The organism is Streptomyces manipurensis, assembly GCF_049570255.1.
GTDB classification, from domain to species: Bacteria; Actinomycetota; Actinomycetes; order Streptomycetales; family Streptomycetaceae; genus Streptomyces; species Streptomyces manipurensis.
Genome location: NZ_CP186950.1, coordinates 3464580 through 3488101, shown reverse-complemented (window position 1 = coordinate 3488101; position 23522 = coordinate 3464580). Strand labels below are relative to the sequence as shown.

At 68.8% G+C, this 23522-nt stretch carries 19 protein-coding genes and 3 rRNA genes; 10 read left to right on the top strand and 12 right to left on the bottom strand.

Features of this window, described 5'->3' with window-relative positions; genetic code table 11:
* Positions 1–103: 103 nt before the first annotated feature.
* Positions 104–655: a hypothetical protein gene (locus tag ACPU2J_RS16045; RefSeq protein ID WP_423833488.1), complete on the bottom strand. Its 552-nt coding sequence runs from the start codon at positions 653–655 to the stop codon at positions 104–106.
* 243 nt (positions 656–898) lie between these two features.
* Between ACPU2J_RS16045 and ACPU2J_RS16040 the strand changes: the two genes are divergently transcribed.
* The 4 genes from ACPU2J_RS16040 to rrf all read left to right on the top strand — a co-directional run bounded on the left by ACPU2J_RS16040 (position 899) and on the right by rrf (position 6893).
* Entirely contained in the window at positions 899–1204 is a 306-nt protein-coding gene (locus ACPU2J_RS16040; RefSeq protein WP_420082405.1) for a VOC family protein, read from the top strand.
* Positions 1205–1769: 565 nt separating this feature from the next.
* A 16S ribosomal RNA gene (locus ACPU2J_RS16035) occupies positions 1770–3293 on the top strand.
* A gap of 283 nt (positions 3294–3576) precedes the next feature.
* A 23S ribosomal RNA gene (locus tag ACPU2J_RS16030) occupies positions 3577–6700 on the top strand.
* 76 nt (positions 6701–6776) lie between these two features.
* Positions 6777–6893 (top strand): 5S ribosomal RNA (rrf, locus tag ACPU2J_RS16025).
* Together the 16S, 23S and 5S rRNA genes form the textbook arrangement of a ribosomal RNA operon.
* Positions 6894–6942: 49 nt before the next feature.
* On the opposite strand, the gene ACPU2J_RS16020 is transcribed toward rrf, so the two are convergent.
* The gene (locus ACPU2J_RS16020) at positions 6943–7785 is read right to left on the bottom strand and encodes a DUF3626 domain-containing protein (RefSeq protein ID WP_423833487.1); all 843 of its coding nucleotides are present in this window, start codon (positions 7783–7785) and stop codon (positions 6943–6945) included.
* A gap of 39 nt (positions 7786–7824) precedes the next feature.
* Here ACPU2J_RS16020 and ACPU2J_RS16015 point away from each other — a divergent pair, with 39 nt between their 5' ends.
* The gene (locus ACPU2J_RS16015; RefSeq protein ID WP_423833486.1) at positions 7825–8427 is read left to right on the top strand and encodes a GNAT family N-acetyltransferase; all 603 of its coding nucleotides are present in this window, start codon (positions 7825–7827) and stop codon (positions 8425–8427) included.
* Here the strand turns inward: ACPU2J_RS16015 and ACPU2J_RS16010 are convergent.
* From ACPU2J_RS16010 to ACPU2J_RS15985, 6 genes are all read right to left on the bottom strand, one after another.
* Positions 8424–9989: a type VI secretion protein gene (locus ACPU2J_RS16010; RefSeq protein WP_423833485.1), complete on the bottom strand. Its 1566-nt coding sequence runs from the start codon at positions 9987–9989 to the stop codon at positions 8424–8426. The genes ACPU2J_RS16015 and ACPU2J_RS16010 overlap by 4 nt on opposite strands.
* Positions 9990–9991: 2 nt before the next feature.
* The gene (locus tag ACPU2J_RS16005) at positions 9992–11413 is read right to left on the bottom strand and encodes an ATP-binding protein (RefSeq protein ID WP_386428791.1); all 1422 of its coding nucleotides are present in this window, start codon (positions 11411–11413) and stop codon (positions 9992–9994) included.
* An 18-nt stretch (positions 11414–11431) separates the two neighbouring features.
* Positions 11432–12994: an SCO6880 family protein gene (locus ACPU2J_RS16000; RefSeq protein ID WP_361596867.1), complete on the bottom strand. Its 1563-nt coding sequence runs from the start codon at positions 12992–12994 to the stop codon at positions 11432–11434.
* Positions 12991–14313, bottom strand: a complete 1323-nt coding sequence (locus tag ACPU2J_RS15995; RefSeq protein WP_423833484.1) for a hypothetical protein — start codon at positions 14311–14313, stop codon at positions 12991–12993. Before ACPU2J_RS15995 ends, ACPU2J_RS16000 begins: the two co-directional genes overlap by 4 nt.
* A complete protein-coding gene (locus tag ACPU2J_RS15990; RefSeq protein ID WP_420080353.1) occupies positions 14303–15133 on the bottom strand; it encodes a hypothetical protein in 831 nt (276 codons plus the stop codon). The genes ACPU2J_RS15995 and ACPU2J_RS15990 overlap by 11 nt, the downstream gene beginning before the upstream one ends.
* A gap of 103 nt (positions 15134–15236) precedes the next feature.
* Positions 15237–15545, bottom strand: coding sequence for a hypothetical protein (locus ACPU2J_RS15985; protein WP_008742356.1), 309 nt, complete (start codon positions 15543–15545; stop codon positions 15237–15239).
* 494 nt (positions 15546–16039) lie between these two features.
* Between ACPU2J_RS15985 and ACPU2J_RS15980 the strand changes: the two genes are divergently transcribed.
* Positions 16040–17191 (top strand): alpha/beta fold hydrolase, encoded by a 1152-nt coding sequence (locus ACPU2J_RS15980; protein ID WP_423833483.1) that lies wholly within the window; start codon positions 16040–16042, stop codon positions 17189–17191.
* A 383-nt stretch (positions 17192–17574) separates the two neighbouring features.
* Here the strand turns inward: ACPU2J_RS15980 and ACPU2J_RS15975 are convergent, their stop codons facing one another.
* Together ACPU2J_RS15975 and ACPU2J_RS15970 are read right to left on the bottom strand one after the other, a co-directional pair.
* Complete coding sequence (locus ACPU2J_RS15975; RefSeq protein WP_420080355.1) at positions 17575–18384, bottom strand: pentapeptide repeat-containing protein; 810 nt, start codon at positions 18382–18384, stop codon at positions 17575–17577.
* Between the two features lie 4 nt (positions 18385–18388).
* A complete protein-coding gene (locus tag ACPU2J_RS15970; protein WP_420080356.1) occupies positions 18389–18898 on the bottom strand; it encodes a GNAT family N-acetyltransferase in 510 nt (169 codons plus the stop codon).
* Between the two features lie 63 nt (positions 18899–18961).
* On the opposite strand from ACPU2J_RS15970, the gene ACPU2J_RS15965 reads away from it, so the two are divergent.
* From ACPU2J_RS15965 to ACPU2J_RS15950, 4 genes are all read left to right on the top strand, one after another.
* Entirely contained in the window at positions 18962–19570 is a 609-nt protein-coding gene (locus ACPU2J_RS15965; RefSeq protein WP_361596885.1) for a LysE family transporter, read from the top strand.
* 50 nt (positions 19571–19620) lie between these two features.
* The gene (locus ACPU2J_RS15960) at positions 19621–20442 is read left to right on the top strand and encodes a thioesterase family protein (RefSeq protein WP_423833482.1); all 822 of its coding nucleotides are present in this window, start codon (positions 19621–19623) and stop codon (positions 20440–20442) included.
* 375 nt (positions 20443–20817) lie between these two features.
* Positions 20818–21831 (top strand): bifunctional lytic transglycosylase/C40 family peptidase, encoded by a 1014-nt coding sequence (locus ACPU2J_RS15955; protein WP_361597071.1) that lies wholly within the window; start codon positions 20818–20820, stop codon positions 21829–21831.
* Between the two features lie 198 nt (positions 21832–22029).
* A complete protein-coding gene (locus ACPU2J_RS15950; protein ID WP_365081637.1) occupies positions 22030–22758 on the top strand; it encodes a phosphatase PAP2 family protein in 729 nt (242 codons plus the stop codon).
* A gap of 187 nt (positions 22759–22945) precedes the next feature.
* On the opposite strand, the gene ACPU2J_RS15945 is transcribed toward ACPU2J_RS15950, so the two are convergent.
* Together ACPU2J_RS15945 and ACPU2J_RS15940 are read right to left on the bottom strand one after the other, a co-directional pair.
* Entirely contained in the window at positions 22946–23164 is a 219-nt protein-coding gene (locus ACPU2J_RS15945; protein WP_399312065.1) for a hypothetical protein, read from the bottom strand.
* Positions 23165–23282: 118 nt separating this feature from the next.
* On the bottom strand, positions 23283–23489 hold the full coding sequence (locus tag ACPU2J_RS15940; protein WP_420080358.1) for a hypothetical protein: 207 nt from the start codon (positions 23487–23489) through the stop codon (positions 23283–23285).
* Positions 23490–23522 lie beyond the last annotated feature (33 nt).

Sequence of the window (23522 nt, the reverse complement as noted above, 5' to 3'; positions counted from 1 at the left end):
GTAGACGTCGCAATCCACACCGAACCCGGAAGGCCCTCACCCGTTCAAGACACCTGAACCGAGACCCGCATCACCCCGTCCACAACCTCCCGAGGCAATACACCTAGCCCTCGGCTGGTACCGCGGCGAGCGGGTCCTGGTCGAGGTGGGTCGGCGTGGCCAGGGCCTCGTCGTAGGCAGGGCGGCAGAACACATAGGGGCCCAGGGGGAGTTCGCCCCACTGCTTCCGGTGGGGCTGGTGGAAGGCGGACCAGGTGACTTCCGTCGGCGTGACACGGACGGAGGCGAGCAGGGGCCAGCAGGCGTCGATCCCGCAGGGGCAGCTCAGGAGGCACAGGGCGCCGGTGTTGTGGTCGCGGAGATGCTGTGGGGCGTCTCCGAGGAAGTGGGCGCGCACCAGGGCGCCGTCGGCGTCGTCGTCCAGGTGCAGAGGCGCGTGCTGTCCCAGCAGGAACGCCTCCCGCTCCTCCTGGGTGTCGTCGTCCCTGCCTCCGTCCCCGTCGAGCTCCTGGCTCCAGAGCTCTCGGGTCGCCTCCGCGACCAGGGCGCGCAGGTCTGTGCCGTCGATCCTGATGCCCCAGGCCGTGAGGTGTGGAAAGCCGGGGTGGGGGTGGCGCACGAACTGCACCCGGTGCGTGGTGGTCGGGAGACTCATGGGCCACATCCTGGGGTGCTCGACCGACCCGCTCCACCGAGTATCGCCGTCGGGGAGCCGTCACTCGGCGGCCCCGCAGGAGCCGCGTCCGTGCCGGCCGCTCGCTGCGGTCGGTGAGGTCCTGTTCCTCGACCCCATCGGATATGCACTTCTGTGGCATACCGTCGGTCCCCGTACCCGGGACGGGGACGGGGATGGGAACACCGCGACGTACTGCGCGCACTGCCAGGGGGCTTCGTGAACATGGACCTGCTCGTCATCTACACGACGCGGCTCGACGAGTGCCGCGACTTCTACGCCGGCCTCGGCCTGGACCTCGTACCGGAACGGCACGGCTCCGGGCCGGACCACTACGCCGCGACCCTCCCGGACGGGGGCGTCGTCGAGCTGTACCCGGCCACCCGCCGGCCCGCGACGGGCTACCTGCGTCTCGGCCTGACGGCGCCCGCCGCGGTCCCGGCGGTGGGGGAGCCGGGTCTCCACACCCTGACGGACCCGGACGGCCGGACGGTCGTGCTGACGATCCCGGAGGGTACGCCCAGGGACTGACCTCGGGTCGATCCGACACCCTGGCCGCCGATTTGACCCTGCAGATACCCAGTTGTAGAGTCGAGCAGTTGCCTGGAGCAGACCGCTCGGCGACAACCCCCACAAGGATGCATTTTCGAGTGGGGACACTCGACTCTTCATTCGGGATTCGAAGCCGGGGAAATCCGGTGGAAAAACTCTGATAGAGTCGGAACCGCCGGAAAGGGAAACGCGAAAGCGGAAACCTGGAAAGCACCGAGGAAGTCGGACACGAAAGAGTCTGATAGAGTCGGAACGCAAGAACACAGCAGGACAACAGAACGAAAGCCCGGAGGAAAGCCCGAGAGGGTGAGTACGAAGGAAGCGTCCGTTCCTTGAGAACTCAACAGCGTGCCAAAAATCAACGCCAGAAGTTGATACCCCGTCCACTTCGGTGGATGAGGTTCCTTTGAAAAAGACCTGTGAGGTCGCCTTCGGGTGATGCTTGCAGGCAACCAAACACAGCGAGGACGCAGTGGTACGTCGGTCATATTCCGACATGACGTGCCCGCTCAACGTGATGTGTGGACCCGATTACGGGTAAACATTCATGGAGAGTTTGATCCTGGCTCAGGACGAACGCTGGCGGCGTGCTTAACACATGCAAGTCGAACGATGAAGCCCTTCGGGGTGGATTAGTGGCGAACGGGTGAGTAACACGTGGGCAATCTGCCCTTCACTCTGGGACAAGCCCTGGAAACGGGGTCTAATACCGGATACCACTCCTGTCCGCATGGGCAGGGGTTGAAAGCTCCGGCGGTGAAGGATGAGCCCGCGGCCTATCAGCTTGTTGGTGGGGTAACGGCCCACCAAGGCGACGACGGGTAGCCGGCCTGAGAGGGCGACCGGCCACACTGGGACTGAGACACGGCCCAGACTCCTACGGGAGGCAGCAGTGGGGAATATTGCACAATGGGCGAAAGCCTGATGCAGCGACGCCGCGTGAGGGATGACGGCCTTCGGGTTGTAAACCTCTTTCAGCAGGGAAGAAGCGAAAGTGACGGTACCTGCAGAAGAAGCGCCGGCTAACTACGTGCCAGCAGCCGCGGTAATACGTAGGGCGCAAGCGTTGTCCGGAATTATTGGGCGTAAAGAGCTCGTAGGCGGCTTGTCACGTCGGATGTGAAAGCCCGAGGCTTAACCTCGGGTCTGCATTCGATACGGGCTAGCTAGAGTGTGGTAGGGGAGATCGGAATTCCTGGTGTAGCGGTGAAATGCGCAGATATCAGGAGGAACACCGGTGGCGAAGGCGGATCTCTGGGCCATTACTGACGCTGAGGAGCGAAAGCGTGGGGAGCGAACAGGATTAGATACCCTGGTAGTCCACGCCGTAAACGTTGGGAACTAGGTGTTGGCGACATTCCACGTCGTCGGTGCCGCAGCTAACGCATTAAGTTCCCCGCCTGGGGAGTACGGCCGCAAGGCTAAAACTCAAAGGAATTGACGGGGGCCCGCACAAGCGGCGGAGCATGTGGCTTAATTCGACGCAACGCGAAGAACCTTACCAAGGCTTGACATATACCGGAAAGCATTAGAGATAGTGCCCCCCTTGTGGTCGGTATACAGGTGGTGCATGGCTGTCGTCAGCTCGTGTCGTGAGATGTTGGGTTAAGTCCCGCAACGAGCGCAACCCTTGTCCTGTGTTGCCAGCATGCCCTTCGGGGTGATGGGGACTCACAGGAGACCGCCGGGGTCAACTCGGAGGAAGGTGGGGACGACGTCAAGTCATCATGCCCCTTATGTCTTGGGCTGCACACGTGCTACAATGGCCGGTACAATGAGCTGCGATACCGTGAGGTGGAGCGAATCTCAAAAAGCCGGTCTCAGTTCGGATTGGGGTCTGCAACTCGACCCCATGAAGTCGGAGTCGCTAGTAATCGCAGATCAGCATTGCTGCGGTGAATACGTTCCCGGGCCTTGTACACACCGCCCGTCACGTCACGAAAGTCGGTAACACCCGAAGCCGGTGGCCCAACCCTTGTGGAGGGAGCTGTCGAAGGTGGGACTGGCGATTGGGACGAAGTCGTAACAAGGTAGCCGTACCGGAAGGTGCGGCTGGATCACCTCCTTTCTAAGGAGCACAGTACCGATTGCAGACAAACGTTCTGCACGGTCAGCTCATGGGTGGAACGTTGATTAGTTGGCACGGTTTCTGACACTTCCTGCAAGTACTGCTTCGGCGTGGAACGCAGCGAAAGTCGACGGAATCGTGCTTGGCACGTTGTTGGGTCCTGAAGGTACGGCCGTATGGCTGTTCTTCAGTGCCGGCCCCAGTGAACTTGGGCTCTTCGGAGCGCAGGGTGATGGGTGGCTGGTCGTTGTTTGAGAACTACACAGTGGACGCGAGCATCTGTGGCCAAGTTTTTAAGGGCGCACGGTGGATGCCTTGGCACCAGGAACCGATGAAGGACGTGAGAGGCCGCGATAGGCCCCGGGGAGCTGCCAACTGAGCTTTGATCCGGGGGTGTCCGAATGGGGAAACCCGGCAGTCGTCATGGGCTGTCACCCACTGCTGAACACATAGGCAGTGTGGAGGGAACGAGGGGAAGTGAAACATCTCAGTACCCTCAGGAAGAGAAAACAACCGTGATTCCGGGAGTAGTGGCGAGCGAAACCGGATGAGGCCAAACCGTATGCGTGTGATACCCGGCAGGGGTTGCGCATGCGGGGTTGTGGGAATGAGCTTCAGTCGTCTGCCGGCGGCTGGGCGAGTCAGAAACCGTTGATGTAGTCGAAGGACATGCGAAAGGTCCGGCGTAGAGGGTAAGACCCCCGTAGACGAAACATCAGCGGCTTGCTTGCTCATCTCCCAAGTAGCACGGGGCCCGAGAAATCCCGTGTGAATCTGGCGGGACCACCCGCTAAGCCTAAATATTCCCTGGTGACCGATAGCGGATAGTACCGTGAGGGAATGGTGAAAAGTACCGCGGGAGCGGAGTGAAATAGTACCTGAAACCGTGTGCCTACAAGCCGTGGGAGCGTCGCTCATTGGGTTTACCCAATGGGTCGTGACTGCGTGCCTTTTGAAGAATGAGCCTGCGAGTTAGCGGTGTGTAGCGAGGTTAACCCGTGTGGGGAAGCCGTAGCGAAAGCGAGTCCGAACAGGGCGATTGAGTTGCACGCTCTAGACCCGAAGCGGAGTGATCTAGCCATGGGCAGGTTGAAGCGGAGGTAAGACTTCGTGGAGGACCGAACCCACCAGGGTTGAAAACCTGGGGGATGACCTGTGGTTAGGGGTGAAAGGCCAATCAAACTCCGTGATAGCTGGTTCTCCCCGAAATGCATTTAGGTGCAGCGTCGTGTGTTTCTTGCCGGAGGTAGAGCACTGGATAGGCGATGGGCCCTACCGGGTTACTGACCTTAGCCAAACTCCGAATGCCGGTAAGTGAGAGCACGGCAGTGAGACTGTGGGGGATAAGCTCCATGGTCGAGAGGGAAACAGCCCAGAGCATCGACTAAGGCCCCTAAGCGTACGCTAAGTGGGAAAGGATGTGGAGTCGCAGAGACAACCAGGAGGTTGGCTTAGAAGCAGCCACCCTTGAAAGAGTGCGTAATAGCTCACTGGTCAAGTGATTCCGCGCCGACAATGTAGCGGGGCTCAAGCGTACCGCCGAAGTCGTGTCATTGCAGCAATACTCCCAACGGAGGCTGTGATGGGTAGGGGAGCGTCGTGTGCCGGGTGAAGCAGCAGCGGAAGCTAGTTGTGGACGGTTCACGAGTGAGAATGCAGGCATGAGTAGCGATACACACGTGAGAAACGTGTGCGCCGATTGACTAAGGGTTCCTGGGTCAAGCTGATCTGCCCAGGGTAAGTCGGGACCTAAGGCGAGGCCGACAGGCGTAGTCGATGGACAACCGGTTGATATTCCGGTACCCGCTTTGAAACGCCCAATATCGAATCAGGCGATGCTAAGTCCGTGAAGCCGTTCCGGACCCTTCGGGGAAAGGAAAGTGGTGGAGCCGACGAACCAGACTTGTAGTAGGTAAGCGATGGGGTGACGCAGGAAGGTAGTCCAGCCCGGGCGGTGGTTGTCCCGGGGTAAGGGTGTAGGCCGAGGGGTAGGCAAATCCGTCCCTCATACAAGGCTGAGACCTGATGCCGAGCCGATTGTGGTGAAGTGGATGATCCTATGCTGTCGAGAAAAGCCTCTAGCGAGTTTCATGGCGGCCCGTACCCTAAACCGACTCAGGTGGTCAGGTAGAGAATACCGAGGCGTTCGGGTGAACTATGGTTAAGGAACTCGGCAAAATGCCCCCGTAACTTCGGGAGAAGGGGGGCCATCGCTGGTGATCGGACTTGCTCCGTGAGCTGGGGGTGGCCGCAGAGACCAGCGAGAAGCGACTGTTTACTAAAAACACAGGTCCGTGCGAAGCCGTAAGGCGATGTATACGGACTGACGCCTGCCCGGTGCTGGAACGTTAAGGGGACCGGTTAGTGACCTTTCGGGGTTGCGAAGCTGAGAACTTAAGCGCCAGTAAACGGCGGTGGTAACTATAACCATCCTAAGGTAGCGAAATTCCTTGTCGGGTAAGTTCCGACCTGCACGAATGGCGTAACGACTTCTCGACTGTCTCAACCATAGGCCCGGTGAAATTGCACTACGAGTAAAGATGCTCGTTTCGCGCAGCAGGACGGAAAGACCCCGGGACCTTTACTACAGTTTGATATTGGTGTTCGGTTCGGCTTGTGTAGGATAGGTGGGAGACTTTGAAGCAGCCACGCCAGTGGTTGTGGAGTCGCCGTTGAAATACCACTCTGGTCGTGCTGGATGTCTAACCTCGGTCCGTGATCCGGATCAGGGACAGTGTCTGATGGGTAGTTTAACTGGGGCGGTTGCCTCCCAAAGGGTAACGGAGGCGCCCAAAGGTTCCCTCAGCCTGGTTGGCAATCAGGTGTTGAGTGTAAGTGCACAAGGGAGCTTGACTGTGAGACCGACGGGTCGAGCAGGGACGAAAGTCGGGACTAGTGATCCGGCGGTGGCTTGTGGAAGCGCCGTCGCTCAACGGATAAAAGGTACCCCGGGGATAACAGGCTGATCTTCCCCAAGAGTCCATATCGACGGGATGGTTTGGCACCTCGATGTCGGCTCGTCGCATCCTGGGGCTGGAGTCGGTCCCAAGGGTTGGGCTGTTCGCCCATTAAAGCGGTACGCGAGCTGGGTTTAGAACGTCGTGAGACAGTTCGGTCCCTATCCGCTGTGCGCGTAGGAATATTGAGAAGGGCTGTCCCTAGTACGAGAGGACCGGGACGGACGAACCTCTGGTGTGCCAGTTGTCCTGCCAAGGGCATGGCTGGTTGGCTACGTTCGGGAGGGATAACCGCTGAAAGCATCTAAGCGGGAAGCCTGCTTCAAGATGAGTATTCCCACCTCCTTGAGAGGGTAAGGCTCCCAGTAGACGACTGGGTTGATAGGCCAGATGTGGAAGCCCGGTAACGGGTGAAGCTGACTGGTACTAATAGGCCGAGGGCTTGTCCTCAGTTGCTCGCGTCCACTGTGTTAGTTCTGAAATAACGAACGGCTGTGAAAACACCAGCGTTCAAATTTCATAGTGTTTCGGTGGTCATAGCGTTAGGGAAACGCCCGGTTACATTCCGAACCCGGAAGCTAAGCCTTTCAGCGCCGATGGTACTGCAGGGGGGACCCTGTGGGAGAGTAGGACGCCGCCGAACAATCATTGTGGGAAAGCCCCGCACCTTCTGGTGCGGGGCTTTTCTGCGTTTACAGGGCGGTCCTGTGGTCCTTCTGTTGCATGCCGAAGCGGGCCAGGTAGTGCCAGACCCGCTTGAGGGCCTGTTCGTCGTACCGGCCCGTGCGGGCTGCTTCGCCGAGGATGTGCGGCGTCAGCCGGCCGGCCACCGCGATTTCGACGCCGAGGTCGACGTACTCCTGGCCGCGGTATTCGGGGTGGCGGCGGAGTTCCTCGACGGTGAGCTCGAAGCCCGGGTGCCATTCGGTCGGGCAGGGGAGCCGGGCGGCTGTGGCCTCGACCGGAGTGCCGCGGTGGCTGGGGTCCAGGACGAGAGCGGCCACATCGCGTTCTAGCAGCACCGGGGTGTGGACCTGGGCTTCGATGTAGTCGTCGAGGGCGTCCTGGTCGTCCGCCTCGGCCAGGGCGATCAGGGACATGCGGTCCGCGACACCGAACGACTCCGGTTCGAGGTAGCTGTCCGGGTAGCAGAAGGTGGTTCTCCGCAGGGCGGCCGGCGTGAGGCGGAAATGGGCCGAACCGAAACGGGGAGCCGCGCCGGCCGGGCGGTCGCGGAAGTTCAGGGCGCCGTACACCGGGCGGGCTTCGGGTGGGGCGTCGTCGTAGGCCCCACCGAATATGCGGCTCTCCCACAGCCAGCGGGCGCCGCCCGGACGGGCGGTGAGGCCGCCGTTGCTCGTGCCCGTGACGAACTGGGAGCGGTACACCCCGTCCTCGGCCAGCGCGGCGAGGATCGGGCGGTCACCGGTCCAGCGGTCGGGGTGGAAGTTCAAGGTCACCGCGACGGCCGGGTCCAAAGGGGCGCCGAAGGACCGGGCGGTGACGTGCTCGAGGGCTCTGACGTGCGGAATCATGAGTGAAGTCTCGCGGACTGCTGGTTAGGATCTCCGCTCATGAACGAAGTCCAGCAAGCCCGCCAAGGTCAGCAAGGCCAGTACGTGATACGTGCGGTGCGCGGTGACGAGTGGGAGAAGGTCAGGGACCTGCGGATCGCCGCCCTGGAGGACCCGGCGGCGCCGGTGGCCTTCCTGGAGACCGTGGAGCAGGCCCGGAGCCACCCCGACGAGTTCTGGCAGGGGCGGGCCCGGGGGGCCTCGCACGGGCGGGCCGCCCGGCAGTTCGTCGCGGAGGGGCCCGACGGCCGGTGGGACGGCTCGGTGACCGTGCTCGTCGAGGAGGGCGGCACCACCGACTTCTTCGACCTGCCCGTGGAGCGGACGCAGGGCCACGTGGTCGGGGTGTTCGTGCGGACCGAGCAGCGCGGGACCGGGCTGACCGAGGCCCTGTTCGCCGCCGCGCTGGACTGGGCGTGGGGGCTCGAGGAGCCGGCGGTGGAGCGCGTACGGCTCTTCGTGCACGAGGACAATGCCCGGGCCGGTGCGTTCTACCGGCGGTACGGGTTCGAGGCCAGCGGCACCGTGGTCCCCGTCCCCGGGAGCGCGCCCACGGACGCGAAGGAGCTGGAGTACGTCCTGAGGCGGCCCGCCGGGGCCTAGAAGTGGGCGTCGGGCCAGCGGGAGCGGGCCTGTTCGCGGCTGCGACAGAGGGCGAGGACGGGCAGGAGCTCCTCGTCCAGGACGTCCGGGAGCCGGGGGACCGGGGCCACCGCGGCCACGTCCTCCAGCACCAGGGACAGTGGTGGGTCGAGCCGACCGTGGGATGACCGTGCGGCCATGCGGCGGCCGTGCTCGACCACGTGTGAGGCCAGTGCCGTCAGCAACGGCATGGCACCCGGGTGGGTGCGGGGGTCTTCCAGGGGTTCACCCACCACGTACAGGCTGCCCCCTTCGGCGAGGAACGATGCCAGGGTGAGCGAATCCGTTCGATTCGGGTTGCAGGCCTCGCGGATGTGGATCGAGCTGAGGCAGCCGAGGGCACGGGCCGTCAGGTTCTGGGCGAGCTCGCGGCGTTCGGGGTGGGCGGTGAGGGCGCTCTCCAGTTCGCCGGCGGCGCCCGCCGCGGCGTCGGGGTGGGTGCGCAGGATGCGTACCGGTTCCTGTGCGCCGTTGCCCTGGGACCAGCGGTGGAGCTGCTTGAACGGGCGCCCGTCCAGGGCGGCTGCCTGCAGCCAGGACCGCAGGAGCGTTTCGGCGGTGTCGGCCACCGCCGCGTCCATCCGGGCCTGGGGGCGTACGGGGGCCAGCAGGGCGATCGCGCGGGTGGCGGCGGTGTCGCGGTCGGCGCAGCCCTCGGCCGGGTTCCAGTGCATGCGGGCCGGGGTGTCGCACAGGTGCTGGGGATCGTAGAGGAGGACCGGGCCGAGCTTGGCGCGGGCGTCCTTGGTCTCGGCCCAGAGGGCGGGGGAGGAGGTGACGACCAGAGCCGCCCCCTCGATCTCGGCGATGCGGGCCGCCGCGGCGCGCAGGCGGTCTTCGGGGCCGGCGTACGTGATTCCGTGCAGGACGGGGTCGTGGACGGGGGCCGGTGCCGGGGCCGGCGTGGGGGTGACGGTGGCGGTGGTCGGCCCGGGGGCGTAGCCGAAGCCGTAGCGGTACGCCTCGTCGTTCGGGCCGGTGCGGGTGGCGGGGGCGCTGCCCCCGGGCCGCCGCGCCTCAAACGCCGGCGGGGCTGGATCGGCCGTCGCCGGCGGGGTGGGGCGGGCCGGGACCGGTACGGGTGCGGGAGCCGGGATGTGCGGGGGTTCGTGCGGCTGGACCGGCTCCGCGGCGGGTGCCTGTTTGGCGAGGGCGCGGCGGGACTTGGTGCGGGCCACCACGCCGATCACGAACACGGTCAGGACGAACATGACCAGCAGTTGGCCGATGAACAGCCCCCAGAACAGTCCCCAGCCGGAGAGTGCCTCGGGGGCGGTGTCCGGCCAGGCGCCCGGGATGTCGTGCGGCTGCGCTATCAGGGCGCGGACGGCCGTCGGGGTGCGGGTGAAGGTGACGGTGTCCGGCCAGGAGCCCTTGGTGAAGAGGGCGGCCAGGCCGGTGGCCGTCCAGACGAGGACGGCCACGCCGAGCAGGAAGGCCAGGAGGCCGACCAGGAGGCCGTCCGGGACGCCTCCCTGCGCGGTGGGCTGCGTACGTCTCGGGTCGCGTGGCGCGTCGTGCATGGTCAGGCCACCGTGGTCGCGGATCCCGGGCTGCCGCTGCCGCGGCTGCGTTCGATGGACAGGGCGCGTTCCTCCGCTTCGAGTTCGGCGGCGAGGAGGTCGTCGGGGAGGCGGCTGGGGGTGGAGGACTCGGTCATGGCGCGGTCGGTGAAGACGAGGGGGCGTTCGGCTTCGGTGATCAGGTGTTTGACCACCTGGACGTTGCCGTTGACGTCCCAGACCGCGATGCCGGGGGTGAGGGTCGGGATGATCTCCACCGCCCAGCGGGGCAGGCCGAGTACGCGGCCGGTGGCGCGGGCCTCGTCGGCCTTCTGGGCGTAGATGGTGCGGGTGGAGGCCATCTTGAGGATGGCCGCGGCTTCGCGGGCGGCGGCGCCGTCGACGACGTCGGAGAGGTGGTGGACGACGGCGACGAAGGACAGGCCGAGGCGGCGGCCGAACTTCAGGAGGCGCTGGAAGAGCTGGGCGACGAAGGGGCTGTTGATGATGTGCCAGGCCTCTTCGACGAGGAAGATGCGCTTCTTGCGGTCGGGCCGGATCCAGGTGTGCTCCAGCCACACGCCGACGATCGCCATGAGGATGGGCATGGCGATGGAGTTGCGGTCGATGTGGGAGAGGTCGAAGACGATCAGGGGCGCGTCGAGGTCGATGCCGACGGTCGTGGGGCCGTCGAACATGCCGCGCAGGTCGCCGTCGACGAGGCGGTCGAGGACGAGCGCCACGTCGAGGCCCCAGGCCCGGACGTCGTCTATGTCGACGTTCATGGCGAGGGCGGATTCGGCCTCGGGGTGGCGCAGCTGCTCCACGATGTCGGTCAGGACGGGCTGGCGGTCCCGGATGGTGTCGACGACGTAGGCGTGGGCGACCTTGAGGGCGAAGCCGGCGCGTTCGTCGAGGCCGTGGCCCATGGCGACTTCGATGATGGTCCGGAGCAGCGCGAGCTGCCCGGTGGTGGTGATGGCCGGGTCGAGGGGGTTGAGGCGGATCCCGGAGTCGTTGGCGGCGATCGGGTCCAGGCGGATGGGGGTTATCCCCAGCTGCTGGGCGATCAGGTTCCATTCGCCGACGCCGTCCTCGCCCTGGGCGTCGAGGACGACGACCTGGCGGTCCTTGAAGCGGAGCTGGCGCAGGACGTAGGTCTTCTCCAGGGCGGACTTGCCGTTGCCGGATTCGCCGAGGACGAGCCAGTGGGGGGCCGGGAGCTGCTGGCCGTACAGCTGGAAGGGGTCGTAGATGTAGCCCTTGCCGCTGTAGACCTCGCGGCCGATGATGACGCCGGAGTCGCCGAGACCGGGGGCGGCGGTGGGCAGGTAGACGGCCTGCGCCTGCCCGGTGGAGGTGCGGACGGGCAGGCGCGTGGTTTCGACCTTGCCGAACAGGAAGCTGGTGAAGGCGTCCGTCAGCGCTGTCATGGGATCTCGCATGGGCGGCTTTCCCTCCAGCTAGCGTCGGATGCCGGTGGCGAACGGCAGGGTGTTGACGAAGGCGCGGTGGTGCTCGCGGTCGCACCACTCGAGCTTCAGGTAGGACTTGCCGGCGGAGGCGCGGATGGTGCGCTTGTCGCGGGCGAGGGCCTCCGGTGAACGCGAGGACACCGTGATGTACCCGACCAGGTTGACTCCGGCAGCGCCGCTGGCGAGATCTTCACCCCTCTGGTCGAGCCGGCCGTGGGCGGCGATGTCGCGGGGGTCGACGGTGCGGTTCATCTTGGCGGCGCGGGAGGCGTCGGCCTCGTCGTTGGTCTTCTCGGTGAGCATGCGCTCGATGGCGACCTCGGTGGGCTCCAGATCCATGGTCACGGCGACGGTGCGGATGACGTCGGGGGTGTGGACGAGGAGGGGGGCGAGGAAGTTCACGCCGACCGGGGTCATGGGCCATTCCTTGACCCAGGCGGTGGCGTGGCACCAGGGGGCGCGGGTGGAGGACTCGCGGGTCTTGGCCTGGAGGAAGGTCGGTTCGACGGCGTCGAGTTCGGCGGGCCAGGCGTTGCGCTTGGTCATGGCCTGGATGTGGTCGATGGGGTGGTCCGGGTCGTACATGGAGTGCACGAGGGAGGCGAGGCGGCCCTGGCCGAGGGGCTGGCGGACGCGGATGTCGGCTTCGGCGAGGCGGGCGCAGATGTCGGTGAGCTCGCGGGCCATGACGATGGCGAGGCCGGAGTCGCGGTCGAGCTTGCGGCCCTTGCGGGGGCTGGCGGCGCGGGCGATGGTGACGGCCTCGGCGGCCAGGTCGCGGGTGTAGTGCATGCAGGCGACGAGGTAGGCGCGGTGCTGCTCGGAGGAGGTGGACACCATCGACTGGAGCTGGTCGTAGGAGTCGCGGAGCCAGACGGGGGCCTGGGTGTCGCCGCGCTGGGCGACGTCCTTGGCGTGGGCGTCGGGGTCGGCGGGCAGGGTGCGGGCGAGCATCTGCAGGCGGGTGACGAAGCCGTCGCCGTTGGCGACGTGCTTGAGGAGGGTGCCGAAGCGGTCGACGAGGGCTTCCTGGTCCTCGCTGTCGCGCAGGCCGACGCCGGGGCCCTCGATCTCGATGGCGGCGGTGACGGTGCGGCGGTCGGCGTGGAGGAGTACGGCGATCTCGTCGGGGCCGAAGGGGGCGGCGAGCCAGCTGATGCGGCCGATGCCGGGGGGCGGGCCGACCTCGACCTCGCGGCCGTCGGCGGCGCGGACGCCGGCTTCCATGGCGCCGGAGCGGTAGGTGGTGCCGCGGCGCAGGGTGCGCTTGTAGCTGCGGCTGATCTCGAACCAGCGGTAGAAGGTGCGGCCCTTGTACGGGACGTACACGGCGGCGAGCGCGAGGACGGGGAAGCCGACGAGGGCGACGATGCGCAGGGTGAGGCCGGGGACGAGCAGTCCGCTCATCATGCCGAAGAAGGCCCCGGTGATGATCAGGGCGATCTCGCCGGTTTCGCGGTTCTTGCCGACGATCGCGTTCGGCCGGGCGCGGCCGATGAGATACGTGCGGCGGGGCGCGACCGGGTGCAGCTGGTGGGACTGGGTCGTCAACGCCCGTCACCTCCTGTGTTCCTCGTGCTCGAGCTCGTGCGGGGCGGGGGTGCGGCGGAGGGGACCGATCCACCGCCGGCCCCGCCGCCGGTGGGGCGGCTGCTGTGGGCGGCCACGCCTCCGGAGAGGGGGTTGGCGGGGCGGGGCGCTGCGCTGCCGCCGTCGCCTCCGCGGTGGGCGCCGCGGCTGCTGTGGGTCTTGATGCCCTGGGAGACGAGGGAGGCCGGGGAGCTGATGACGGCTGCGGCCTGGGCGCCGTCGGTGGCCTTGCTGCGGCCTGCGCGGGCGGAGGCGATGTCGTCGCCGAAGCCGGGTACGAAGCGGTAGATCATCGCGGAGGCGAAGATCGCCAGGAGGATGATCGAGAGGCCGGTGACGACGGCGGAGAAGGCGTTGGGGCCCTGCTCGCCGGTGAGGGCGCCGGCGAGGCCGAGGACGATCACGATGACCGGCTTCACGAGGATGACGGCGATCATGATGCCGGCCCAGCGGCGGACGTGGCCCCAGAGGTTGCGGTCGACGAGCCCGGAGTAGACGACGACGCCGAGGAGGGCGCCGACGTAGAGGAGGGCGGCCCGGATGAAGAGTTCCAGGAAGAGGATGCCGGCGGCGAGGACGGTGACGAGGGAGACGACGATCAGCATGATCGGGCCGCCGCCGATGTCGTCGCCCTTCTTGAGGGCCTCGGAGAAGGAGCCGAAGAAGACGTCGGTCTTGCCGCCGGTGGCGGAGGCGATGACCTCGGTGACGCCGTCGGTGGCGGAGACGACGGTGTAGAGGATCAGGGGGGTGAAGGCGGAGGCGAGGACGGTGAGCCAGAGGAAGCCGATGGCTTCGGAGAGGGCGGTGGTGAGGGGGACGCCGCGGACGGCTCGCTTGGCGACGGCGAAGAGCCAGAGGACGAGCGTGAGGATGGTGGAGGCGGCGAAGACGACGGCGTACTGCTTGAGGAAGGTGGCGTTGGTGAAGTCGACGTCGGCGCTGCCGTTGACCGCTTCGCTGAGCTTGTTGACGATCCAGGCGGCGGCGTCGGCGCAGCCTCTGGCGAGGGAGGCGAGGGGGTTGAGGGCGTCGCCGCTTGTGGAGTCGAGACCTCTCCCGGAGGTTTCACCTGTTGCTGCGCCGTCGCCCCTGAGGCAGTAGTCCTTGGCCGAGCCGATCAGGAGATCGCAGTCTTTGTTTGCTGGTGCCGAAGGGGATGGCGTCGCCGTCGGGCTGGGTGTGGGAGCGGCGTGGGCGCGGGTGGCCAGGGCCATGAGCGCTACGTGCGCGGAGGCGATCACGCCCAGCCGGGCGGGAAGCCGGAGGCTAGCGGGCATAGGTGAATCCTCCGAATTCCTTGATGGCCTTGCTCATGTCGTCGGACGTCGACACGGGGACATCGCCGGGAACCGGGGCGGGTCCGTCCTGCTGGGTGTCGTCGACGACCTTCCAGTCGTCGCCGATCCAGCTCAGCTCGAAGGTCCAGGTCTTCCAGAGGGTTCGGACCGGGTCGGTGGACTTGGTGCCGGACATGCCGATCAGGCCCGTGTACCAGACGGAGACCTTGGCGGCCGTCGGGGTGTAGCTCTCGACACGGGTGCCGATCGGCACGGTGCGGGTGACGAAGGTGCTGCCCTGCGGTGGGGCTCCGTTCGCGTCGAGCCCCAGCTTGGCGAGGAACTCGGGCGAGTAGGCCTGGTCCTGGGGTCCCTTCATGCCCGCGGCGACGTCCGGTGCGTAGATGCCGTCCACGAGGGCGTGCCGGGTGCTCTTCTTGAACATGCCGTCGGAGCCGAGGGCCACCGCGTAGTTGGCGGCCGCGGACTGGGCTCCCTGTTCGTCGCGGGCGAAGCCCTTCGGGATGCCGGCGGTTCTGCCCGTGACCGGGTCGGTGCCCGTGGGGGCGGTGGTGGAGGTGGACGGGGTGTCGCCGGCGGGCTTGGCGTCCGGGGTGTCCGGGGACTGGTTGGCGAAGGCGATCGCGGCGATGAGGAGGACCACGACGCCGACCACCGTGACGAGGCTGCGGGGGGTGCGGCTGGTGCGGCGGGTGGGGCCGTACGGGTCGGTGGGGGCGTCGGGGAGGCGGGTGCGGGTCTGGCCCGTGCCGCCGACCTCGCCGTAGCCGGCGCCGCCGTACTGGTCGTCGTTGCTCATTCCGATTCCGCCCCCTCCGCGTCGTACGACGGTAGCGCTGGTTCCCGCGTGGATGCGGTGTGGTGAGTCCTCATCAGGTCGGGGCTACCGCTGGTCGGTCCGGTCAGACGGCCATTCCGTAGACGATCGTGAAGAGCGTGCCGAGGGAGCCGATGATGAAGACGCCCGTGAGGCCGGCCACGATCAGGCCCTTGCCCTGTTCCGCGCTGAACGTGTCGCGCAGGGCGGTCGCGCCGATGCGCTGCTTGGCCGCGCCCCAGATGGCGATGCCGAGGCACAGCAGGATCGCCACGGCCATGACCACCTCGATCATGACCTTCGCTTCGTTGCCGAGACTGCCGAACGGCCCCCAGTTGGGGGCGATTCCGCCGATGATGGTGGTGATGTCGCCCTTTTCGGCTGCCAGGATCATGTAACTCACCGCCCCTGTACGGGTAGTTCCGGATGCCCGCTGCCCGGCGGCAGGGGTCTCGCACTATCTTCGCTGATGAAACCGCCGCCGTCGTCGACTTGTCGGCTCTCTTTACCCGACTTCGCGGTCCGCGACCCGTCTCCGTGCTCTGACCTGGGCCGGGTCGGTGTGCGCGGGCGGGAAACGGTGCGGTCACCCTGTGTATCACGGGGGGTGACGCCGGGCGGTGATTGTCGTCCCGGCGTACGGGGGGCGGCGTGCGCCGCCGCCGTTCGGAGCAGTGGTGTGGCGTGTCGTTGGTCCGACTCGCCTACATTTGTCGGACATTCCGTCAGGTGCCGTGCTCGTGCTCGTGGGCGTGGTTCCGGGTGAAGCTCCGTGGTGTCGGCGAGGCGGAGGGGGGACGGAGGAGGAGTGGGGCGCCGGGTTGACGCGGGCGTCGGCGCGGGGCGTCGGCCCGGGGTGCTGTCAGCGGGGTGCGGCAGGCTGGGAGCATGACGAATCCCTGGACTCTCGCAGACCTCGAGGCGGCCATCAGGGCGGGGTGGTCCGCCGAGACGAGCGAGCCGGCCGGCCTCAGCGGGGTGTCCTGGTCCGCGGAGAATCCGGCGTGGGGGCAGTGCGGTATCACGGCGCTGCTCGTGCAGGACCTCGTGGGCGGGGAGCTGGTGCTGGGCGAGGTGTTCCACGGCGGCCGCCCGGAGGGCTACCACTGGTGGAACCAGCTGCCCGGGGGGATCCGCGTCGACCTCACGCGGGAGCAGTTCCGGCGCGGGGAGACGGTGACGCCGGGGCGGGTGGTGCAGCGGCCGGGCGGGCGGCTGAAGCGGCGATGGGAGGAGTACCAGCTGCTGCGGCAGCGGGGCATCGACAAGCTGGGACCGCTGCCCGGGGTGCTGGTGACGGGGGACGGCCGGCGGCTGGCCCATACGGACTTCGGCGGGCCGGGGGCGCCGCTGCTCGCGCTGCACGGGCACTTCGGTCAGGGGGCGGACTTCGAACGGCTCGCGCGGGAGGTGGGCCCGCGGTGGCGGGTGATCACTCTGGACCAGCGGGGGCACGGGGACTCCGACCGGGCGGGGGAGTACACGCGCGAGGGGTACGTGGGGGACGCGGCGGCCCTGCTGGAGCACGTCGGGCTGGGGCCGGCGGTGGTGCTGGGGCATTCGCTGGGCGGGGTGAACGCCTACCAGCTCGCCGCGTGGCGGCCGGACCTGGTGCGGGCGGTGGTGGTCGAGGACATCGGGGCGGTGGTCGACGGCGACCTGTCGTACGCGCGGCAGTGGCCGGGGCGGGCCGCGACGCGGGAGGCGTTCCTCGCGGGGGTGGGCAGTGCCGCGCCGTACCTGGAGGGGGCGGTACGGGAGCGTGCGGACGGGTGGGGGACGGCGTTCGAGGTGGAGGACATGGTGGAGTCCCAGCGGCGGCTGAACGGCGACCACTGGGAGGACTGGCTGCGGGTGTCGAGGCCGACGCTGCTGGTGCGGGGGGACCGGAGCGGGGTGCTGTCGGCGGAGCACGCGCGGGAGATGACGGTACGCAGGCCCGGGGTGCGGCTGGTGGAGCTGCCGGCGGGGCACGCGGTGCGGATGGGGGATCCGGAGGGGTACTTCGCCGCGGTGCGGTCGTTCCTGGCCCGGGTCTAGCCGAGGCCTTCCCGGCGGGTCGGCGGGTGGGGGATGCGCCTCCCAGGACCTCGCGTCCCGCGGGCGGGGCCCCGGGGCGGGGTGGGTGCCGGCGGGTGCGGTGCCGCTGCGGGCTCCGGGCCCTCGCGGCTGGGCGGCGTCCGCGGGGGTGGCCCGCCTGCTGCCGGTGTCGGGCCGGGCAGCTGGGCTTCCGCGGTCCGGGCCGCGCGCGGGACGGTGTCTTTGCCGAGGCGAGGGGTCGGGCGGGTCGTGTCTGCCGTGCCTTGGCGGGCTGGCTGGGGGAAGTCGCCGGGCACGGGGCGCTGCGGTGGCTCGGGCACCGGGTCCCCCGCGCGCGGGGGGATCGTTGCCGTTGAGGGGGTGCTGTGGCCGTGTGCCCGGGGTCAGAGCCAGTGGGTGGGGTGGGTGAGGGTGGGGGGGATTTTGGTGGTGGGGTTGCCGCGGGCCGCGTTCAGCTGGGGCTGGGTGAGGAAGATCGCCCCGCGCAGGTCGGCTCCGCGGAGGTCGGTGTCGCGCAGGTCCGCGCCGATCAGGTCCGCGGTGCGCAGGTCGGCGCCGCTGAGGTTCGCGGCGATCAGGTAGGCGCCGCGGAGGTTCGCGCCGCGCAGGTTGGCGCCGGAGAGGCGGGCTCCCATCAGGTCGGCGCCGCGGTGGTTCTTCTTGCGGCCCGGGACCTCGGCGCGGACGAGTTCGCTGGTCTTCAGCAGGAGGGCGTTGATCTCCTGGCGGAGCGCGCCGACGTCGAGGGTCTTGAGGGTCCGCGCGTCGGCGCGGGTGTGGCGTTCGGTGTCGTCGAGGACGCGGCGCAGGTCCGCGTGGACGGGTGCGGCGGCGGTGAGGGTGAGGGCCTGGTCCACGTAGAAGAGGAGTTCGTGGAGCTGGCGCATCACCGGGAAGACGTCGAACATCTCGCCGCGGGTCTCGGGGTGGGCGCGCCAGTCGCGGCCTTCGAAGGTGACCTGGGAGACCTGCTGGCCGGCGCCGAAGCAGTCGAAGACGGTGCAGCCCTGGAAGCCCTGGTCGCGCAGCCGGGTGTGGATGCCGCAGCGGAAGTCCTCGCGGAGGTTCTTGCAGGGGGTTCCGGCGGGCTTGTTCACGGCGAAGTCGGTGGACTTGGCGAAGGGCAGGGCGACGCAGCAGAGCGCGAAGCAGTTCGCGCAGTCGGCTTGCAGGAGGGGCAGATGCAGGGGCACGGGCTCATTGTCCCAGCCCGGGGGCGGTGAGGCGCATCCGGTGGACGCTCCAGGGCTCGCCGTCGACGTGCTCGACGGCTTCGAGGACCTGCTCGGTGCGGAAGCCGAGCCGGGCGTAGATGCGTCGGGCGGCCGTGTTGTGGGCCCAGACGCCGAGGCGGATCTCGGGGAGGCCCAGTTCGTCGAAGGCGTGGGTGACGACGAGGGAGACGAGGGCTTCGCCGAGGCCGCGGCCGCGGGCCGCGGGGGCGATCAGGACGCGGCCGAGGCGGCCGTCGGCGAGGGAGACGTGTCCGACGGCACACCCGTCGGGGGTCACCGCGGTCCAGGTGCGGCGGCCGGGCTCGGCGGCGTAGGCGGCGAGCTGGGCGTCGTCCAGGGGCCAGGTGAGGTGGGGGCCGGCCCAGGTCATGAGTGCGGTGGGGCCGGTCACCCAGGAGCGGAGCAGGGCCGCGTCCTCGGAGGGGCGGAAGGGGCGCAGGGCGAGGCGTGCCGGGGTGGGGGTTCGGTCCATGGCGCAAGTGTGGTGAGGGGGAGGGCGGTTGAACCAGAGGGCCGGGGGAGTGAACATCGGCCCATGACAGAAGTGATCGCAGTTGCCGTCATCACGCTGCTCGCCGTGATCAGTCCGGGAGCCGACTTCGCCATGGTCGTCCGCAACAGTTACCTGTACGGGCGGGCGACCGGGGTGTTCGCCGCTCTGGGGGTCGCGGCGGGGGTGCTGGTGCACGTTTCGTACACGATGCTGGGGGTCGGTCTGCTGATCGCCTCCTCGACCGCGCTGTTCACCGTGATCAAGCTGGCGGGTGCGGCGTATCTGGTGTGGATCGGGATACGGACCTTCCGGGCGCGGGCGGAGGTGACCGTGGACCTGGAGTCGAAGCCCGCGCTGACCCGGCTGGGGGCGATGCGCTCGGGGTTCCTGACCAATGTGCTGAACCCGAAGACGACGCTGTTCGTGGTGTCGACGTTCACGCAGGTGGTGGACCCCGGTACGCCGTTGTGGCGGCAGGCGGGCTACGGGCTGTTCATGGCGGCGGCGCACCTGGGCTGGTTCGGGGTGGTGGCGGTGTTCTTCTCCCTGTCGGGCCTGCGGGAGCGGATGCTGCGGGCGCAGAAGACGCTGAACCGGGCGATCGGGTCGGTGCTGGTGGGGCTGGGGGTGGGGCTGGGCTTCGCCCGCTGAGGCGCGGGCAGGGGCTGGTGGCCGTGGTTACCACTCGGTAGCGTTGCGGTATGGGCGCTGCCGAGGGGTACGAGGGTCACGACGGGTACGAGGGCTTCTTCGAGCGGGTCGGTGCCGGGCGGTTCCTGGCCACGGAGTGCACGCGCGGGCCGTGGGACCCGGGCTCGCAGCACGCCGGGCCGCCGGCCGCGCTGCTCGGCCGGGCGATCGAGGAGCGGCCGGGGGCGCGCGGGGACATGCGGATCGCCCGGATCACGTACGACATCCTGCGGCCGGTGCCGATCGGGGAGCTGGAGGTCACCACCTCGGTGCTGCGGGCGGGGCGCGGTACCGAGGTCGTCGAGGCGGCGCTCGCCCCGGCGGGCGGCGCCGCGCCCGTGATGCTGGCGCGGGCGCTGCGGATCCGGGTGGCGGAGGAGTCGGTGCCCGCGGTGGTGGGCGGGCCGGAGCTGCCGCCGCCCGGGGAGGTGGGGGTGACGCCGTTCTTCCCGGTGCCGTGGGAGACGGGCTACCACTCGGCGATGGAGACCCGGTTCACGGAGGGCGCGTTCGTGGAGCGGGGGCCGGGCACCTGCTGGATGCGGATGAAGGTGCCGCTGATCGCGGGGGAGGTGACCAGGCCGCTGGACCGGGTGCTGATCGCCGCCGACTCGGGGAACGGGATCAGCGCCGTGATGGACTTCGGGCGCTACGTGTTCGTCAACGGCGACCTGACGGTCCATCTGCACCGGCATCCGGTGGGCGAGTGGGCCTGCGTGGAGGCCCGTACGCATGTGGACGCGGCCGGGATCGGCCTGGCGGACGCCCGGCTCCACGACGAGAAGGGCCCGATCGGGCGGAGCGCGCAGAGCCTGTACGTCGCGCCCCGGTAGGGCGCAGGCCCGCCTGCTTGCCGACGTCCCTGCTCCCTGGCTCCCCTGCTCCCCGGCTTCCCCGGCTTCCCCGGCTTCCCCGGCTTCCCCTGCTCCCCGGCTCCGTGTGCGGGGCGGCGTCGGCGGGGTGCGCGCGGGCCGTGCGCCCGTCCGCCGGGGCCGGGGACTGGACGGCGGTCCCGCGTCCCGCCGAGGATGGCTCCACCGGGGTCACGAGCCCCGTGTGCCGCGCCCCGCGGTCCGCCGTGAGGTGCGCGGGACGGGCCGGAGTTGCCTGTTCCGGCTTCCAAGTGGGGTAGTAGGACATGCGACACGGCGGAATCGCACGTCCAAGTGACCGGGATGGGGGAGGGTTGACGGGTGCGCAGATTCTGGATGGCCGGCGGTATCGGGATCGGGTTGTGCCTGACCTTCGTCATGCTCCTCGTCGTGGGGACGTACTCGGCGGCGGCCGGCCTCGTGGGGGCCGGGTCGGGGGCGGGCGGCCGCGTGGCGCTGGTGAAGGGTGCCGTGCCCGCGAAGTACCAGGCGCTGGTGGAGAAGTGGGGCAACCTCTGTCCCGCGATCAACCCGGCGCTGCTCGCGGCGCAGCTGTACTCGGAGAGCGGCTGGAACCCCAGCGCGGTCAGTCCGGCGGACGCGCGCGGCATCGCGCAGTTCATCCCGGGGACGTGGGCGGGGCACGGCATCGACGGGGACCGGGACGGTGACCGCGACATCTGGGACCCGAACGACGCCATCCCGTCGGCGGCTTCGTACGACTGCGAGCTGGCCAAGGACGTGGCGAGCGTGCCCGGTGACGCGACGTCGAACATGCTGGCCGCCTACAACGCGGGTGCCTACGCGGTCATCAGGTACGGGGGGGTGCCGCCGTACAAGGAGACCCAGGGGTACGTGAAGACGATCACGACGTTGGCGAAGAGCTTCGCGCGGCCGGTCGGCCGGGTGGCGCCCTCGCAACAGGCGGCCGGGGCGATCTACTTCGCGCAGAAGCAGCTGGGCACGCCCTACCTGTGGGGCGGGAACGGGACGCCCGACCAGGACGGGCGGTTCGACTGCTCCGGACTGACCAAGGCCGCGTACGAGACGGTGGGGATCACGCTGCCGCGCGTGGCCAACGACCAGTACAACGCGGGCTCGCACCCGTCGCGGGACGAGCTGCTCCCCGGTGATCTGGTCTTCTTCTCCGATGATTTGACGAACTCCCGGGAAATCCGGCACGTCGGGCTGTACGTCGGCGGCGGATACATGATCAACGCCCCGTACACCGGTGCGGTCATCCGCTTCGACAAGATCGACACACCTGACTACTTCGGGGCGACACGCGTGACCAGGGATGGGGCGGAGGCGCTTCCGGAGCGTTCCGGGGCAGGTCGGACGCCTTCGTAACTCCCTGTGAGGCAAAGGCCCTGAGCTGCGACGACGAGTCACTCTTCGATAACGTTGCAGTGATCATTCGGTGGAGAGTGGAACCCGCACCGCGGAACGGGCGTTCCATGAACGCGGAAGCTGATCAAGTGGGGGTCCGAGAGGCGCACACAGGCGTGCGCCGGCAGGGGAACGACGGCAAGGGCAAGGGGCCGCACCATGGCTGGACTCGCAACGGGTGGGCCGAACGTGGACGTCGGCCTGCTGTACGAGGTCAACGGAGCCGCGCGGCAGGCCCCGCAGTGGGTGGACACCGCCGTCGGCCTGGCCGGTGAGTACGGAATCCTGCTGGCCCTGGTGCTCCTGGTCCTGTGGTGCTGGCGCGGTGCGCGCAGACAGGACGAGCCCGACGCCGTCGAGTCGTTCACCGCGCTCGTCTGGGCTCCCCTGGCCGCCGGGCTCGCGCTGCTGGTGAACGTCCCCCTGCGGGAATTCGTCGGCAGGCCGCGGCCGTTCGTCCAGCACGACGGACTGCAGGTGCTCGACCCGGGATTCGTGCCCGGGCTCGGGAACGCGGAGTTCTCCTTCGTCAGCGGGCACACCACCCTCGCGATGGCCCTGGGAGCGGGCCTGTTCGTCGTGAGCCGCAAGGCGGGCCTCGTGGGGATCGGGCTCGCCCTCCTCCAGGGCCTCTGCCGCGTCTACATGGGCGTCAACTACCCGACCGACGTGATCGGCGGCCTGGCCCTCGGCACCGCGGTGGTCCTCCTCCTCGCGCCCCTCGCGATGGCGCTGCTGACCCCCGTGGTCCGGGCGGTCGCCCGTTCCCCGCGCGCGGGCCGGCTCGTACGGGCCCGGGGGCGGGCCCTCGCCCGGCCCGTCGGCCTCGCGCAGCCGCAGACCCCGCCGGCCGGGCTGGCCGCGCACGACAAGGACCTCGCCGCCTGACGGCCCCCGGGAGGCCGCGGACGGCGGCCCCGGCCCGGCCCCGTGTGCCCTCCCTCCCCCGCCCCGCCCCCGTAGGTGGTTCAGTGCGGCGCGTAGGCGTTCCAGAGGGTGAGCAGGACGGCCGTCAGCAGGCACAGCCCGGCCGCCCCGAAGCACAGCCGGACGGCCCGCGGGCGCGGCCGCGGCATCAGCGGTCGCCCGCGTCGGTGTCGCCTGTGCGGCGGTGGCGGGAGCGCAGCCACCAGCCGGTCGCCCCGGCGGCGGCGGACGTCAGGCCGATGGCCAGCGCCACGTCGGCCGGGCCGTCCGCCGAGCCCACGGGCCCGGCCCAGGCCGCGGCGGCCGGGGCGAACGCGATGAGCAGGGCCCAGAGGAGGACCGTGAGACGGGCTGCGGATCCTGGCATGAGTCAAGGGCATCCGCTGGCGCGCCCCCCTGCCAGCCGGGCCGTCCGAACGGGCGAGACACCCCTGCGGACGCCACCCGGGGCCGGTCCGCCCGGCCGGTGGGCCGGGCCCCCCGGGTCACTGCTCGGACTGGTGGCGGGCGGCGTCCTTGCGGGCCAGGTCGCGGGAGCGGCGTGCGGGTCCCTTCCAGCCGCAGGAGCAGACGGCCAGACAGAAGGATCCGCGTTCCGCGGTGGACGGGATGTGGGCGGGCTGCGGCGGCGAGGGCGGCCGCGGCACGGAGGCAAGCGGAGCGACCTGGGTCGCGTCGGTGTGCGGTTCCACGGGTCCACGGTACCCGCGCGGGCGGCGCGCCGG